13 protein-coding genes are annotated in these 15,515 nt (G+C 71.7%); 3 read left to right on the forward strand and 10 right to left on the reverse strand.

Translation table 11 applies throughout. The features are described from left to right. Positions 1 to 100: 100 nt before the first annotated feature. Both hisS and ACZ4WZ_RS18700 read right to left on the reverse strand, forming a co-directional pair. A complete protein-coding gene (gene hisS, locus ACZ4WZ_RS18695) occupies positions 101 to 1,360 on the reverse strand; it encodes a histidine--tRNA ligase (protein WP_467891581.1) in 1,260 nt (419 codons plus the stop codon). Between the two features lie 10 nt (positions 1,361 to 1,370). After that, positions 1,371 to 2,081, reverse strand: a complete 711-nt coding sequence (locus ACZ4WZ_RS18700; RefSeq protein ID WP_467891583.1) for an MBL fold metallo-hydrolase — start codon at positions 2,079 to 2,081, stop codon at positions 1,371 to 1,373. Between the two features lie 152 nt (positions 2,082 to 2,233). On the opposite strand from ACZ4WZ_RS18700, the gene ACZ4WZ_RS18705 reads away from it, so the two are divergent. The 3 genes from ACZ4WZ_RS18705 to ACZ4WZ_RS18715 all read left to right on the forward strand — a co-directional run bounded on the left by ACZ4WZ_RS18705 (position 2,234) and on the right by ACZ4WZ_RS18715 (position 5,926). Continuing rightward, positions 2,234 to 3,016, forward strand: coding sequence for a peptidylprolyl isomerase (locus ACZ4WZ_RS18705; RefSeq protein WP_467891585.1), 783 nt, complete (start codon positions 2,234 to 2,236; stop codon positions 3,014 to 3,016). Positions 3,017 to 3,202: 186 nt separating this feature from the next. Further along, complete coding sequence (locus ACZ4WZ_RS18710) at positions 3,203 to 4,432, forward strand: DUF349 domain-containing protein (protein ID WP_467891587.1); 1,230 nt, start codon at positions 3,203 to 3,205, stop codon at positions 4,430 to 4,432. 249 nt (positions 4,433 to 4,681) lie between these two features. After that, positions 4,682 to 5,926: a glycosyltransferase family 39 protein gene (locus ACZ4WZ_RS18715; protein WP_467891589.1), complete on the forward strand. Its 1,245-nt coding sequence runs from the start codon at positions 4,682 to 4,684 to the stop codon at positions 5,924 to 5,926. Positions 5,927 to 6,003: 77 nt separating this feature from the next. On the opposite strand, the gene ACZ4WZ_RS18720 is transcribed toward ACZ4WZ_RS18715, so the two are convergent. From ACZ4WZ_RS18720 to ruvC, 8 genes are all read right to left on the reverse strand, one after another. Then, the gene (locus tag ACZ4WZ_RS18720) at positions 6,004 to 8,427 is read right to left on the reverse strand and encodes a RelA/SpoT family protein (RefSeq protein WP_467891592.1); all 2,424 of its coding nucleotides are present in this window, start codon (positions 8,425 to 8,427) and stop codon (positions 6,004 to 6,006) included. Positions 8,428 to 8,700: 273 nt separating this feature from the next. Beyond that, positions 8,701 to 9,255 (reverse strand): adenine phosphoribosyltransferase, encoded by a 555-nt coding sequence (locus tag ACZ4WZ_RS18725; RefSeq protein ID WP_467891594.1) that lies wholly within the window; start codon positions 9,253 to 9,255, stop codon positions 8,701 to 8,703. Next, positions 9,252 to 10,310 (reverse strand): protein translocase subunit SecF, encoded by a 1,059-nt coding sequence (secF, locus tag ACZ4WZ_RS18730; RefSeq protein WP_467891596.1) that lies wholly within the window; start codon positions 10,308 to 10,310, stop codon positions 9,252 to 9,254. Before secF ends, ACZ4WZ_RS18725 begins: the two co-directional genes overlap by 4 nt. Positions 10,311 to 10,313: 3 nt before the next feature. Next, the gene (secD, locus tag ACZ4WZ_RS18735) at positions 10,314 to 12,125 is read right to left on the reverse strand and encodes a protein translocase subunit SecD (RefSeq protein ID WP_467891598.1); all 1,812 of its coding nucleotides are present in this window, start codon (positions 12,123 to 12,125) and stop codon (positions 10,314 to 10,316) included. A gap of 150 nt (positions 12,126 to 12,275) precedes the next feature. After that, complete coding sequence (gene yajC, locus ACZ4WZ_RS18740) at positions 12,276 to 12,719, reverse strand: preprotein translocase subunit YajC (protein WP_467891600.1); 444 nt, start codon at positions 12,717 to 12,719, stop codon at positions 12,276 to 12,278. 164 nt (positions 12,720 to 12,883) lie between these two features. Beyond that, a complete protein-coding gene (gene ruvB, locus ACZ4WZ_RS18745) occupies positions 12,884 to 13,960 on the reverse strand; it encodes a Holliday junction branch migration DNA helicase RuvB (RefSeq protein ID WP_467891602.1) in 1,077 nt (358 codons plus the stop codon). A 166-nt stretch (positions 13,961 to 14,126) separates the two neighbouring features. After that, positions 14,127 to 14,750: a Holliday junction branch migration protein RuvA gene (gene ruvA / locus ACZ4WZ_RS18750; RefSeq protein WP_467891605.1), complete on the reverse strand. Its 624-nt coding sequence runs from the start codon at positions 14,748 to 14,750 to the stop codon at positions 14,127 to 14,129. After that, the gene (gene ruvC / locus ACZ4WZ_RS18755; protein ID WP_467891607.1) at positions 14,747 to 15,355 is read right to left on the reverse strand and encodes a crossover junction endodeoxyribonuclease RuvC; all 609 of its coding nucleotides are present in this window, start codon (positions 15,353 to 15,355) and stop codon (positions 14,747 to 14,749) included. The genes ruvA and ruvC overlap by 4 nt, the downstream gene beginning before the upstream one ends. Positions 15,356 to 15,515: the final 160 nt, after the last annotated feature.

Genomic DNA, 15,515 nt, shown 5'->3' on the forward strand with positions numbered 1-15,515 from the left:
GGTCCTGCCTGGTTGGCGGGGGGAGGAGGGGAAAGGGAGAGGGGGGTTGTGGGCCCCCCCCCCCCCCCCCCCCCCCCCCCCCCACCGCATGACGCTGGTGTCAGGCCAGCCGGGCCCGTACCTCGGCGACCACGTCGGCGACCGCCACGGCGGTCTGCTCGCCGGACCCCAGGTCCTTGAGCTGGACCACGCCCTCGGCGAGGTCGCGGTCGCCCACGATCACCGCGAAGCGCGCCCCACTGCGGTTCGCGTCCTTCATGGCGCCCTTGAGGCCCTTGCCCCCGTACGACATGTCCGCCGCGACGCCCGCCTTGCGCAGATCGGTCACCAGGCCGAACACCGCCGGCTTGGTCTCGCCCAGCGCGACGGCGAAGACCGACGTGGCGGCCGGGATCTCCAGCTCCACGCCCTCGGCCTCCAGGGCGAGCACGGTCCGGTCCACGCCCAGCGCCCAGCCGACCGACGGCAGCGCGGGGCCGCCGATCATCTCGGACAGGCCGTCGTAGCGGCCGCCGCCGCCGACCGCGGACTGCGATCCCAGGCCGTCGTGGACGAACTCGAAGGTGGTGCGGGTGTAGTAGTCCAGGCCGCGCACCAGCTTCGGGTCGTCCTCGAAGGCCACCCCGGCGGCCGTGATCAGCGTCCGGACCTCCTCGTGGTACGCCTTGCACGCGTCGCACAGGTAGTCGCGCAGCACGGGCGCGCCCACCAGCTGCTTCTGCACCTCGGGCCGCTTGTCGTCGAGGACGCGCAGCGGGTTGATGTCGGCCCGGCGCAGGGTCTCCTCGTCGAGGTCCAGCCCGCGCAGGAAGCCCTGGAGCGCCTCGCGGTAGACCGGGCGGCACTCCTTGTCGCCGAGCGAGTTCAGCAGGATCCGGAAGTCGCGCAGACCCAGCGAGCGGTACGCCTGGTCGGCCAGGATGATCAGCTCGGCGTCCAGCGCCGGGTCCTCGGCACCGATCGCCTCGGCGCCGACCTGCGAGAAGTGGCGGTAGCGGCCCTTCTGCGGGCGTTCGTAGCGGTAGTACGAGCCGGAGTACCACAGCTTGACCGGCAGGTTGCCCTGCTTGTGCAGGCTGGCCTGGAGGGCCGCCCGCAGCACCGAGGCGGTGCCTTCGGGGCGTAGGGCGAGCAGGTCCCCGCCCTTCGTCTCAAAGGCGTACATCTCCTTGGAGACGATGTCGGTGGACTCGCCCACGCCACGGGCGAAGAGGCCGACGTCCTCGAAACCCGGGGTCTCGATGTAGCCGTAGCCGGAGTTCCGCAGCGGCGCGGAGATGGCCTCGCGCACGGCCAGGTACTTCACGGAGACGGGCGGGATCAGGTCGTACGTGCCCTTGGGGGCCTTGAAGGTGCTCACGGAACTCTCGTCACATTCCTCGTCGTGGGGCGGCGGTGTCGCCCCCCGGGCCGGCGGCGACCTCCCGCAGGTACGGGTTGGTCGCGCGCTCGCGGCCGATGGTGGTCTGGGGACCGTGGCCGGACAGCACCACCGTCGAGTCGTCCAGCGGCAGGCACACGCGGGCCAGCGACTGGAGCATCTCGGCGTGGGAGCCGCCGGGCAGGTCGGTGCGTCCGATGGAGCCGGCGAAGAGCAGGTCACCCGAGAAGAAGACCGGCGGGACGTCGGCCTGCTCGGGCATCCGGAAGGTCACCGACCCCTTGGTATGCCCGGGCGCGTGCGCCACCGAGAACTCCATCCCGGCCAGCTTGAGCCGGCTGCCGTCGGTGAGCTCGCGGACGTCGTCCGGCTCTCCCACGGTCAGCTCCCCCATGAGCGGCATGCCGATGGAGCGGCCGAGGGCCTTCTCCGGGTCGCTCATCATGTAGCGGTCCTCGGGGTGGATCCAGGCCGGCACGTCGTGTGCTCCGCACACCGGGACCACCGAGGCCACATGATCGATGTGGCCGTGGGTGAGGACGACCGCGACGGGCTTGAGACGGTGCTTCCTCAACGTCTCCTCGACCCCTTGGGCGGCCTGGTGGCCGGGGTCGATGATGACGCACTCCTCACCGGCGGCGGGGGCGACCAGGTAGCAGTTGGTGCCCCAGGCCCCGGCGGGGAATCCGGCAATCAGCACGTTCGTCCTCAATCGTCGTCCGGCGGGAGGCAGCGGATCGGAATCTGCTGCTCAGAGCCTACCGGCGGCCTTCATTACACAGCGAACCCATATACGGTACGGCCTAACCCAGCCCGGACAGCGGTACCAGAGACGCACAAGGAGACGACCCGGTGGTCACGAGCGATCAGCGTCGGCGACAGCTCGCCAGGGAGAAGTACGAGCGCCAGCAGAAGCGCCGCGCGGAGGCCCGCCGCAAGTCGCGGCAGCGCCTGGCGGTCGTCGGCGCGGCCGCGGCCGTGGTGATCGCCACGCTGGTCGGCCTCGTCGTGGGCGGTGTCTTCGACGGCGAGGACACGAAGGACGCGGCGGCAGACCCCTCGTCGTCCCCGTCGGCGCCCACGCCGAAGAAGTCCCCCTCCCCCGCGATGGCCATCGACGACAAGGCGAAGTACACCTTCGACCTGAAGACCAGCGCGGGCGACGTCAAGTTCGAGATGGACGCGGCGAAGACCCCCCAGACGGTCAACTCGTTCAAGTCGCTCGCCGACAAGGGCTTCTTCGACAAGACCAAGTGCCACCGCCTGGTGACCGGCGGGATCTTCGTCCTCCAGTGCGGCGACCCGGAGGGCACCGGCATGGGCGGCCCCGGCTACACCATCCCGGACGAGAACCTCGACGCCCTGGGCAAGCCGAACGAGCAGGGCCAGGTGATCTACCCGGCCGGCACGGTGGCGATGGCCAACACCGGCCGCCCCGGCACCGGCGGCAGCCAGTTCTTCCTCGTCTACAAGGACAGCCCGCTCGCCCCGTCCTACACCCCCTTCGGCAAGATCGACGCGGCCGGACTGAAGGTGCTGGAGGAGGTCGCCAAGGCCGGGACCGCCGACGGTGCCCAGGACGGGGCCCCCAAGAACCCGGTGACCATCGAGAAGGGCACCGTCACCAAGAACTGACGGGCGGCGCGGCCCCGGGGCGGCGGCCCGCCGCCCGTACGTCGATATTCCGTCGTGCGGGATGCGGACAGCCGGCCCGGCGGTCGCCTATGTTGGCGTTGTGCAGGGCGGGCGCTGCCCGCCCCAGGAAACTGTGGACGATGCCCGGGGGCGTACCCCCGGCGGGCATCAGGTGGAGGAGGCGCTGTGAGCAGCGACCCGTGGGGCCGAGTCGACGAGACCGGCACCGTGTACGTGCGTACTTCCGAGGGCGAGCAGGTCGTCGGCTCGTGGCAGGCGGGCACCCCCGAGGAGGCCCTGGCCTACTTCGAGCGCAAGTACGAGGGCTTGGTGGTCGAGATCGGCCTCCTCGAACGGCGGGTGCGGACCACCGATCTGTCCGCCAAGGACGCCCAGACGGCCATCGAGCACCTGCGGACGCAGGTGGACGAGCACCACGCCGTCGGTGACCTCGACGCGCTGCGCGTCCGGCTCGACAAGCTGGTGGCGACGGTGGACTCGCGGCGCGAGGAGCGCAAGGTCCAGAAGGCCAAGCAGGCGGACGAGGCCCGTTCGGCCAAGGAGGCCCTGGTCACCGAGGCGGAGCAGCTGGCGCAGAGCGACCAGTGGCGCAGTGCCGGTGAGCGGCTGCGCGCGCTCGTGGACATCTGGAAGGGGCTGCCCCGGCTCGACCGCAAGTCGGACGACGAGCTGTGGCACCGGTTCTCGCACGCCCGCTCCGCCTTCTCCAAGCGCCGCAAGGCGCACTTCGCCGCGCTCGACGCCCAGCGCGAGGACGCCCGCAAGGCCAAGGAGAAGCTGGTCGCGGAGGCCGAGTCGCTGTCGAAGTCGACGGACTGGGGCCCGACGGCCGCCCGCTACCGCGAGCTGATGGACAGCTGGAAGGCGGCGGGCCGGGCGCAGCGCGAGGCCGAGGACGACCTCTGGAACCGTTTCCGCGGGGCGCAGGACGTGTTCTTCGCGGCGCGCAGCGAGGTCTTCGCGGAGCGCGACGCCGAGCAGGTCGAGAACCTGAAGCTGAAGGAGGAGCTGGCCGTCGAGGCGGAGAAGCTCCTCCCGGTGACGGACCTGAAGGCGGCCAGGGCCGCGTTCCGCTCCATCAACGAGCGCTGGGAGGCCATCGGCCACGTCCCGCGCGACGCCCGTCCCAAGGTCGAGGGCCGGATGCACGCCGTGGAGCGGGCCATCCAGGAGGCCGAGGAGGGCGAGTGGCGCCGTACGAACCCGGAGGCGCGGGCCCGCGCCGCCGGGCTGACGGGGCAGCTCCAGGCGGCCGTCGACAAGCTGCGTGAGCAGATCGACGCGGCGCGCGCGGCCGGCAACAACGCGAAGGCGGACAAGCTGTCCCGCGAGCTGGAGGGCCGGCAGGCCCTGCTGGACCAGGCGCTGAAGGGCCTGGAGGAGTTCGGCGGCTGACGCAGGCCGTTCGGGCGGGCACCACCGGTTCGGTCCGGTGGTGCCCGTCCGCGTTCCGGGGCGAGCGGCGGCCGGGGGGTCTTCCCGGGCCCTGCGCCGGGGGCTCGTACGTCCCGTTCACGTGTCCTGTTCGTGCGTCCCGCTCGTTATGCGATTTCGACGCGGGCCGCGCGTCCGTCACACCTGACGCATGTGTACCGTTGTACGGTGCCGCCTCGGCGGCCCTCTGCCGGGCGACCAGGATCGAATGTGACGCACACCCCTATACGCGCTGATGTCCCAGACCCCCTTCTCGTCGCCCGGCCCGTCGCCGGCAAGAGGGAACCGGGACCCCGGGGGGCCGGCCGGCGCGTACTCGCCGGCCTGAAGCGCGCCCGGAAGGCGCTGCTGATCCACATCGCGCTGCGCGCCACCGGGCTCGCCGTGATGGCGGTCTGGGCCCACCGCGAGGGCGTGGGGCCGCTGGAGATCCTGGCCGGGCGCTGGGACACCGACTTCTACCTGCACATCGCCGAGCACGGCCTGACGACCGAGATGCCTTCGTCCTGCGCCCCGGTGGGGCCGGGCTGCCACATGGCGTTCTTCCCCGTCTACCCGATGCTGGTGCGGTGGACCGCGAACGTCACGCAGCTGCCCGTGAACTGGGCGGCGATCGGCGTGGCGCTGTTCGCGTCGGTGATCGCCGCGTGGGGGATCTTCGCCGTCACGGACAAGATCTACGGACGCCGGGTCGCCCTCTTCACCTGCGCCCTGTTCGCGATCGTGCCGGCGGCGCTGGTCCAGTCGATGGCGTACACCGAGCCGGTGTTCATCGCCCTGTCGGTGTGGGCGATGTACGCGGTGATGGCGAAGTCCTGGGTGACGGCCGGTGTGCTGGCCTTCTTCGCCGGAGCCACCCGGCCCTCCGGTTCGGCGATCGTCGCGGCCGTGGTGCTGGCGGGCGTCTGGGAGTACGTGCAGTGGCGCCGGGAGCGGCGTGCGCAGCGTCCGGCCGTGGGCCGGATCGTCGTGGCCTCGCTGATCGCCCCGCTGGGCTGGTTCGGGTACGTGGGCTACGTGGGCCTGCACTTCGGCCGCTGGGACGGCTACTTCGAGCTCCAGCGCCGGTGGGGGTCCGTCTACGACGGCGGTTTCTACACCCTCAAGGAGCTGAAGAGGACCTTCACCGACGGGCACATCACCCTCAACCACCTGGTGGTCTCGCTGACGGTGGTCACGGCCGTGGTGCTGTTCGTCCTGATGACGCGCAGGCGCCGGCCCCCGATGGTCCTGTGGGTCTTCGCGGCCATGATCATGATCATGGCGCTGGGCGGCGCGGGCTTCTACTCCTCGAAGATGCGCTTCATCATGCCGGCGTTCCCGCTGCTGTTCCCCTTCGCGCTGGCCCTCGCCCGGGCCCGCAGGAGCACCGTGGTGTGGATCGTCGGTTCGGCCACCGCCGTCTCCGCCCTTTTCGGCGGCAATCTCAACTTCGTCTGGTGGGGCTGCCCCTGAACCGGCCGCCGCCCGGTACGACGGTGGGCGCCGTCCCCTCGGGGGGCGGCGCCCACGGTCGTGTCCGGCGTCGTGGCCTACGGCCGGCGGGCCGAGGTGACGCGGTAGACGTCGTAGACGCCCTCGACTCCCCGTACGGCCTTCAGGACGTGGCCCAGGTGCTTCGGGTCGCCCATCTCGAAGGTGAACCGGGAGGTGGCCACCCGGTCGCGGGAGGTCTGCACGGCCGCGGAGAGGATGTTCACGTGCTGGTCCGACAGGACCCGGGTGACGTCCGACAGCAGGCGGGACCGGTCGAGCGCCTCGACCTGGATGGCGACCAGGAAGACGGAGGACTGGGTCGGCGCCCACTCCACCTCCAGCATCCGCTCGGGCTGCTGGGAGAGGGAGTCGACGTTGACGCAGTCGGCGCGGTGAACCGATACGCCGCTGCCCCGCGTGACGAAGCCGATGATCGGGTCGCCCGGCACCGGGGTGCAGCAGCGGGCCAGCTTCACCCACACGTCGTCGACGCCCTTGACGACCACACCGGGGTCGGCGTTGCCGCGCCGTTTGCCGCGGGAGCGCGACGGCGGGACGCTCTCCTCGATGTCCTCGTTGGCGGCCTCCTCGCCGCCGAGGGCCTGCACCAGCTTCTGCACGACGCCCTGCGCGGCCACGTGGCCCTCGCCGATCGCCGCGTACAGGGAGGAGATGTCCGGGTAGCGCATCTCGTGCGCCAGGGTGACCAGGGAGTCGCCCGTCAGGATCCGCTGGATCGGCAGGTTCTGCTTGCGCATGGCCCGCGCGATGGCGTCCTTGCCGTGCTCGATGGCCTCGTCGCGGCGCTCCTTGGAGAACCAGGCCCGGATCTTGTTGCGGGCGCGGGGGGACTTCACGAAGCCGAGCCAGTCCCGGGAGGGGCCCGCGCCCTCGGCCTTGGAGGTGAACACCTCGACCAGGTCGCCGTTGTCCAGGGTCGATTCGAGCGGTACGAGCCGCCCGTTGACCCGTGCGCCGATGGTGCGGTGGCCGACCTCGGTGTGGACCGCGTACGCGAAGTCCACGGAGGTCGCGCCGGCGGGCAGCGCGATGACGTCGCCCTTGGGGGTGAAGACGAAGACCTCGTTGCGGGAGAGGTCGAAGCGCAGCGAGTCCAGGAACTCGCCCGGGTCCTCGGTCTCCTTCTGCCAGTCGAGCAGCTGGCGCAGCCAGGCCATGTCGTTGACCGTGTCGTGGCCGGCGCTGCCCTTGGCGGCCTGCGGGACGTCGGTGCGGACCTTCGAGGCCCCGGCGACGGTCTGCTGCTTGTACTTCCAGTGCGCGGCGATGCCGTACTCGGCGCGGCGGTGCATGTCGAAGGTGCGGATCTGGAGCTCGACCGGCTTGCCGCTGGGCCCGATGACCGTCGTGTGGAGCGACTGGTACATGTTGAACTTGGGCATCGCGATGTAGTCCTTGAACCGGCCCGGGACCGGGTTCCAGCGCGCGTGCACCGTGCCGAGGGCGGCGTAGCAGTCCCGGACGGTGTCCACGAGGACGCGGATGCCCACCAGGTCGTAGATCTCCGCGAAGTCACGGCCGCGGACGATCATCTTCTGGTAGACGCTGTAGTAGTGCTTGGGTCTGCCGGTGACGGTGGCCTTGATCCGGGCCGCGCGCAGGTCGGCCTGCACCTCGTCGGTGACGACGGCCAGGTACTCGTCGCGCTTGGGGGCCCGCTCGGCGACGAGCCGCACGATCTCGTCGTACATCTTGGGGTAGAGGATCGCGAAGGCGAGGTCCTCGAGCTCCCACTTGATCGTGTTCATGCCGAGGCGGTGGGCCAGCGGCGCGTAGATCTCGAGGGTCTCGCGGGCCTTCTTCTCCTGCTTCTCCCGCTTGAGGTAGCGCATGGTGCGCATGTTGTGCAGGCGGTCCGCGAGCTTGATGACCAGGACGCGCGGGTCCTTGGCCATGGCGACGACCATCTTGCGCACGGTCTCGGCCTGCGCGGCCTCGCCGAACTTGACCCGGTCCAGCTTGGTGACGCCGTCGACGAGGAGGGCGACCGCGTCGCCGAAGTCGCGGCGGAGCTGCTCCAGGCCGTACTCGGTGTCCTCGACGGTGTCGTGCAGCAGGCCCGCCATCAGGGTGGCGGGGTCCATGCCCAGCTCGGCGAGGATGGTGGTCACCGCGAGCGGGTGGGTGATGTACGGGTCGCCGCTCTTGCGCTTCTGGCCGCGGTGCCAGCGTTCGGCGACCTGGTAGGCCTGCTCGATCTGGCGCAGCGTCGCCGTTTCGATCTTCGGGTCATTGCTGCGGACTATGCGGAGCAGAGGTTCCAGTACCGGGTTGTACGGGTTGGAACGCTGCACGCCGAGGCGCGCCAGCCTGGCGCGCACGCGGTTGGAGGACCCGGCCGGCCTGGCCGGCACGGGCTTGACCGGCGGGGCCGGCGGGGGCGTGGCCGCGGCCGCCTCGGCCCGCTCGGCCTGCGGGTCGGGCTGTGCGGCGGAGAGTGGCTGGACCTCGTCTGGCAAGAGCGCTCCTCTGGGGGTCCCCCCGGACGGCGTCCGGGGGAGGATCCGGGGGCCCGGGCAGGTCCGGATAACCCATGGTAGCGAGGGTTGCGCCGCCCCGTTCTCCGTGGTCGCTCCCCGGGACGCCGTCCCCGGGCACGCACCACGCCGGCCCCGTCGGCGTTCGAGGCGGGAGGCTCGGAGGGGCCGCGCCGCCGGCGGCGGGGCCCGCATACGGAAGCGGCGGGTCCCCCGGGGTGTCCCGGGAACCCGCCGCTCGCGTACGGAGTGGGGTCAGACCACGATCAGGGCGTCCAGCGGGGCGCCCGCCAGGGCGGGGGCCAGCTTGGCCCGCCCCGGCAGGAAGGACAGCTCCATCAGGACCGCCACCCCGGCGACCTCGGCACCGGCCCGCCGGATCAGCTCCAGCGAGGCCTCGGCGGTGCCGCCGGTGGCGAGGACGTCGTCGATGACCATGACCCGGTCACCGGCCGACAGGTCCTCCGCGTGGACCTCGATCTCGGCGGTGCCGTACTCCAGCTCGTACGACTGCCCGAGCGTGGCGCCCGGCAGCTTGCCGGCCTTGCGTACGGGCACGAAGCCGATGCCCGCCTGGACGGCGACCGGGGCCGCGAGGATGAACCCGCGCGCCTCCAGACCGACGATCTTCGTCGCCCCGTACCGGACCGCCAGCTCCACCAGCGCCTCCGTCAGCGCCGTGAAGGCCTTCGGGTCGGCGAGCAGCGGGGTGATGTCCTTGAACACCACGCCGGGCTTCGGGTAGTCCGGGACGTCCTTGATCCGGCCGAGCAGCAGCTCGCGCAGTTCGGGAGTGGAGGCCGCGGTCACCGGCGCCGCCTCCCCTGGCCGCCCTGGGCCACGACCTGCGCGGAGTCCTCCGGCTCGGTGCCCGCGTCGGCGTCCTCGCCCTTGGCGGCGCCGGCGGCGCGCTTCGCGAGCACCCGCTTGGTCAGCGCCTTCATCGCCGGCTCGCGCTCCTTCAGGTCCACGACCAGCGGGGTCGCGATGAAGATGGAGGAGTACGCGCCGGCCGCGAGGCCGACGAACAGCGACAGCGAGATGTCGTTGAGCATGCCCGCGCCCAGGAAGCCGCCGCCGATGAAGAGCAGGCCTGCGACCGGGAGCAGTGCGACGACGGTCGTGTTGATCGAGCGGACCAGCGTGCCGTTGATGCTGCGGTTGGCGATCTCGCTGAAGGTGTAGCGGGTCTGCTTGGTGATGTCCTTCGAGCCCTCCTTCAGACCGTCGAAGACGACGACGGTGTCGTAGAGGGAGTAGCCGAGGATGGTGAGCAGACCGATCACGGTGCCCGGGGTGACCTCGAAGCCGACCAGCGCGTACACGCCGACGGTGATGGTGAGGTCGTGGATCAGCGCGATGAGCGCGGCCACGGCCATCCGCCATTCGAAGGCGATCGCCAGGTAGATCACCACGAGGATCATGAAGACGCCGAGGCCGGTCCAGGCCTTGTTCGCGATCTGCTCGCCCCAGCTCGGTCCGACCAGGTCGGCGTTGATCTGGGCCGCGTCGACCTTGAGCTCGGTCCCGAGCTGCTTCTTCACGGACGCGGCGGAGTCGGTGTCCAGACCGGAGATCTGGATGCGCATGCCGCCGGTGCCGAGCTCCTGGACGATCGCGTCGTGCCCCGAGGCCTTCTCCGCGCTCTCCGTCGCCCTGGCGACGGAGACGGTGGTCTTCGGGGTGGTGAAGACGGCCCCGCCCTTGAACTCGATGCCCATGTTGAGGCCCTGGACGGCCAGGGCCACGATCGCCGTGATGGTGATCAGGATGGAAACGCCGTACCAGAGAAAGCGCTTGCCGACGAAGTCGTAGCCGACATCACCGCGGTACAGCTTGGCGCCGAGATCTCCCAGCTTCGACATCTCTCACGCCTCCTTTGCGTCGACGGGGGCGGGAACGGGCGCGCTGCCGCGGGACCGGCGCAGCGGCGGCTTGGCGCCGAGCCGCTGCGGGTCGAGCCCGGACCACGGGTGCCCGCTGGAGAAGAACTTCGTGCGGGCCATCAGGGTCATGATCGGCTTGGTGAACAGGAACACCACGACCACGTCGAGGAGGGTGGTCAGACCCAGGGTAAAGGCGAAGCCCTGGACCTTGCCGACGGTGACGATGAAGAGCACCGCGGCGGCGAGGAACGACACGAAGTCGGAGACCAGGATCGTGCGGCGGGCACGCGGCCAGGCGCGCTCGACGGCCGGCCGCAGGGTGCGGCCCTCGCGGATCTCGTCGCGGATGCGCTCGAAGTACACGATGAACGAGTCGGCGGTGATGCCGATCGCGACGATCGCGCCGCAGACGGCGGGCAGGTTCAGGGCGAATCCGATGCCCTTGCCCAGCAGCGCCATGATCGTGTAGGTGAGGACCGCGGACACCATGAGGCTGACGATCGCGATGAAGGCCAGACCGCGGTAGTACACGAGCAGGTAGATCACCACGAGCGCGAGGCCGATGGCGCCGGCGATGAGGCCGGCCTTCAGCTGCTCGCCGCCGAGCGCGGCGGTGACGGTGGTGACGCTGTCCTCCTGGAAGGACAGCGGCAGGGCGCCGTACGAGAGCATGTTGCCCAGGTCCTGCGCGGACTGCTGGGTGAAGCCGCCGGAGATCTCGGCGTTGCCGCCGGTCAGCGCCTGGCTGACGGACGGGTCGGAGATGACCTCGCCGTCGAGCACGATCGCGAACTGGTTCTGCGGGGACTGCTTGGTGGCCAGCTCACCGGTGATCTTGGCGAACTTGTCGGCGCCCTTGTCGGTGAACTGCATGGTGACGATCCACTGACCGCGCTGCTGGTCGATGACGCCCTGGGCGTCCTTCACGTCCTGGCCGTTGACCTGGGCCGGACCCAGGAGCCACTTGCCCCAGACGGTGCCGCGCTGACCACAGGCGATCATCGGGTCCTCGGGCTTGGCGCCCTTGCCGGCGGCGGCGCGCTGGTCCTCCTTGGTGCAGTCCAGCGCGGCGAACTTCGCCTGCAGGTCCGCCGCGGCCGGGTCGGCCGACGGGGTCGGAGCGGGAGCCGGGGCCGAGGCGGGGGGCGTGGCCTTGTTGTCGTCTGCCTTCTTCGACTCGCTCGCCGACGGCGAGGGAGTGGGGGTGCCCGGGGCCTTGAGGGCCTCGCTGAGCACACGGCCCTGGGAAGTGGCGCTGGACGACGGGGTGGCCGACGCGGAGGGCTTGGAGCCCTCGGCCTTCGGGGCGCCGGAACCGCTCGCGGAGGGGCTCGCGGAAGGGTTCGCGGGCGTGCTCGGCTTCGGCTCGGGAGCGACGGGAGCGCCGTCGGCGAACGCCAGCACGGGGCGGAAGTACAGCTGGGCGGTGGTACCGACCTGCTCGCGGGCCTGCTGCTCGTTCGTCCCCTTGGGGATGTTCACGATGATGTGGTCGCGGCCCTGGGTCTGGACCTCCGACTCCGAGACGCCGAGACCGTTGACGCGGCGCTCGATGATGCCGACCGCCGTGTTCATGTTGGTCTCGTTGACGGCGTCCGGCTTGCCGGGCTCGCTCTTGGCCTTGAGCGTGATGCTCGTACCGCCGGCGAGGTCGATGCCCAGACGGGGCGTCGTCTGCTTCGTGAGGAACATCCCCGCGGTGAGCGCCACCATCGCGATCAGGATGAAGGCCAGGGCGCGCCCCGGCCTCCCCTGAGCCCCCGTGGGCCGCCGGCCCTTCTTCGGTGCTGCCACCTTGTCGTATCTCCCTGTCCAACCGTCCCGCGCCGGGTCAGCGCGCGGACGGCCACGAAATGTGTGGTGGGGACCCCTGCCCCCCGCAGAAGTTCACTGCGGGAACCGCGGCGGATGCCGGTCGGACACCGCCGCGGCCCCTGCCGGACGCTACTTGGCGCCGGGCTCGCCGTCGGTCTTGCCGTCCTTGGGCTCGTCGTCGCGCTTGGGCTCGTCCTTCTTGCCCAGGTCGAGCTTGGGGGCGTCGCCCTCGGTCAGCGAGGAGGCGTCGTCGGGGACGACCGGGGCGTCCTCCTCCGGAGTCTCGGAGAAGCCGTGGACGATCCGGTTGTACTCGGCGTCCTCCAGCACGGCGCCGATGGCGTTCTTCGCGTAGACCGCGTGGACACCGGGGGCCACCTCGAGGGTGACGGTGTCCTCGCCGATCTCCTTGACGGTGGCGTACATGCCGCCGATGGTGCGCACGCCGGTGCCGGTCGTCATCTGGTCACGCATCTGAGCGGCCTGGGCCTGCTTCTTCTTTGCGGACCGGGTCATCAGGAACATCGCCCCGATGAGCACGATGAACGGGAGCAAGAAGCTGATGTTGTTCACGGGACGAGGATCCTTCGCACGGCCGCGCCGGGGAGCGGCCATTTCTACGGGGGTGGGCACGCCGACCCGAAGGGTCGGCATCGGCGGAGTCTAGGCGAGTCCGCACCGATGGAACAACGCCCAGCATGGCACCGCAGTTCCTGACCGGTCGAACCTCCGCGCCGTCAGGCCCCGAACAGGCCCTGTTGTCCGCTTGATCCACGGCCGCCCGGCTGGGGCGGGACGAGCCCCAGGTGGGCCCATGCGGCGGGGGTCGCGACCCGGCCGCGCGGGGTGCGGGCGAGGAGCCCCTCCCTGACGAGGAAGGGCTCGGCGACCTCCTCGACCGTCTCGCGCTCCTCCCCCACGGCGACGGCGAGGGTGGACAGCCCGACGGGCCCGCCGCCGAACAGCTTGAGCAGGGCCTCCAGCACGGCCCGGTCCAGCCGGTCCAGTCCGCGCGCGTCCACCTCGTACACCTGGAGGGCGGTGGCGGCCACCTCACGGGTGATCACTCCGTCGGCCCTCACCTGTGCGTAGTCGCGGACGCGGCGCAGCAGCCGGTTGGCGATGCGGGGGGTGCCGCGGGAGCGGCCGGCGATCTCGGCGGCCCCGGCGGTGTCGATCTCCACGTCGAGGAGGCCGGCGGAGCGCCGGATGACGCGTTCCAGCTCCGCGGGGGCGTAGAACTCCATGTGCCCGGTGAAGCCGAAGCGGTCCCGCAGGGGCGGCGGGAGCAGGCCGGCGCGGGTGGTGGCCCCGACGAGGGTGAAGGGCGGCAGCTCCAGCGGGATGGCGGTGGCTCCGGGGCCCTTGCCGACGATCACGTCGACGCGGAAGTCCTCCATGGCCATGTACAGCATCTCCTCGGCGGGCCGGGACATGCGGTGGATCTCGTCGAGGAAGAGGACCTCCCCCTCCTGGAGGGAGGACAGGATCGCGGCGAGGTCTCCGGCGTGCTGGATGGCGGGGCCGGAGGTGATCCGGATGGGCGCCCCCATCTCCGCGGCGATGATCATGGAGAGGGTGGTCTTGCCGAGGCCGGGCGCGCCCGACAGCAGGACGTGGTCGGCGGTGGCGCCGCGCTGGCGGGCGGCCTTCAGCACGAGGTCCAGCTGCTGGCGGACCTTCTCCTGGCCGACGAACTCGCCGAGGTCCTTGGGGCGCAGCGCGGCCTCGACGGCGGTGTCCTCCCCGTCGGCCGCCGCGGTGACCAGCCTGTCGGGCTCGGAGGTGCCGGTGTCGTCGTCGTCCCAGTTCACGGTGGTCAGTCTGCCTTCTACGTCGTTGCGTTGGTCAATCCGGGCCCCGCCGCCACCCCCGCGCCGGCCCGGCCCCGCCGAGGGCCGTTCCACCGGGGCGACGGGCGCGGAGCGGTCGTACGGGGTCCGGCGCGGAGCGAGCGGCACGCCGCGGCTCCGGGCCGGCTCAGCGGGCCCGGCTGAGGGACTGCAGCGCCGCCCGCAGGAGCTGCGGGACGGGGGCCGAGCCGCCGGCGGCGATGGCGGCCTCGGCCTGCGGAGTGACCGCGGACACGGCCTCGTCGGCCTCCCGCGCGGCATAGCCGAGGCCGATCAGCGCGGCGGTGAGCTGCTCGGTCCAGGGGGCGGGTCCGGACGCGGGCGCGCGCTGGGCACCGACCACCGGGCCGGGGGCCCCCAGCTTGTCCTTCAGCTCCAGCAGCAGCTTCTGCGCGCCCTTCGGCCCGATCCCCGGGACCGCCGTCAACGCCTTCGCGTCCCCCGAGGCGAAGGCCGCCCGCAGCGCGTCCGGACTGTGCACTCCGAGCATCGCCTGGGCCACCCGCGGGCCGACGCCGCTGGCGGTCTGGAGCAGCTCGAAGACCTGGCGTTCGTCGTCGTCGGCGAAGCCGTACAGGGTCAGCGAGTCCTCCCGTACGACCAGCGAGGTGGCCAGCCGCGCATGCTCGCCCACCCGCAGTCCGGCGATGGTGTTCGGCGTGCACTGCACGGCCATCCCCACTCCCCCGACCTCGATCACGGCGAGGGTGGGGGTGAGCGCGGCGACCTGGCCGCTGACGAAGGCGATCATCGGGTACGGCCTTTCGGGGCGTTCGGGGTCCTGCCCGCGCTCGGGGCGCCCGGCGTGTGGACGGCGTTCAGGGGGTGCGCGGCGCGCGCACCGGTGGCGTGCCGGGCCACCGCCTGCTGGAGGCGGTTCTGGGCGGGGGCCCGCCAGATGTGGCAGATGGCGAGGGCCAGCGCGTCGGCGGCATCGGCCGGCCTGGGCGGTTCGGCGAGCCGCAGCAGCCGGGTCACCATCGCCCCGACCTGCGCCTTGTCGGCGCGACCGCTGCCGGTGACGGCGGCCTTGACCTCGCTCGGGGTGTGCAGCGCGACCGGTATCCCGCGGCGCGCGGCGCACAGCATGGCGACGGCGCTGGCCTGGGCGGTGCCCATGACGGTGCGGACGTTGTGCTGGCTGAAAACCCGCTCCACGGCGACGCATTCGGGCCGGTGGGTATCGAGCCACTCCTCGATGCCGGCCTCGATCGCGACGAGCCGGTCCCCCAGCTCGGCGTCGGCGGGCGTCCGTACGACCCCGACGCCGATCATGGTGAGGGGCCGTCCGGCGACTCCCTCGACCACGCCGACACCGCATCGCGTCAGCCCCGGGTCCACGCCCAGTACGCGCACGCGCGCCCCCTCCTCCGACCGCCGTTCACCTGTCGGTGCAGGCTATCCGCACCCACTGACAAAGCGGCGGGGGGGGGGGGGGGGGGGGTGAGGGGGGGGGCGAGGGGGGGGGGGGGGGGGGGGGGGGGGGGGGGGGGAGTCTTCTTCTTTCTCCCTTCTG

This window comes from Streptomyces sp. NPDC029122 (assembly GCF_055569445.1).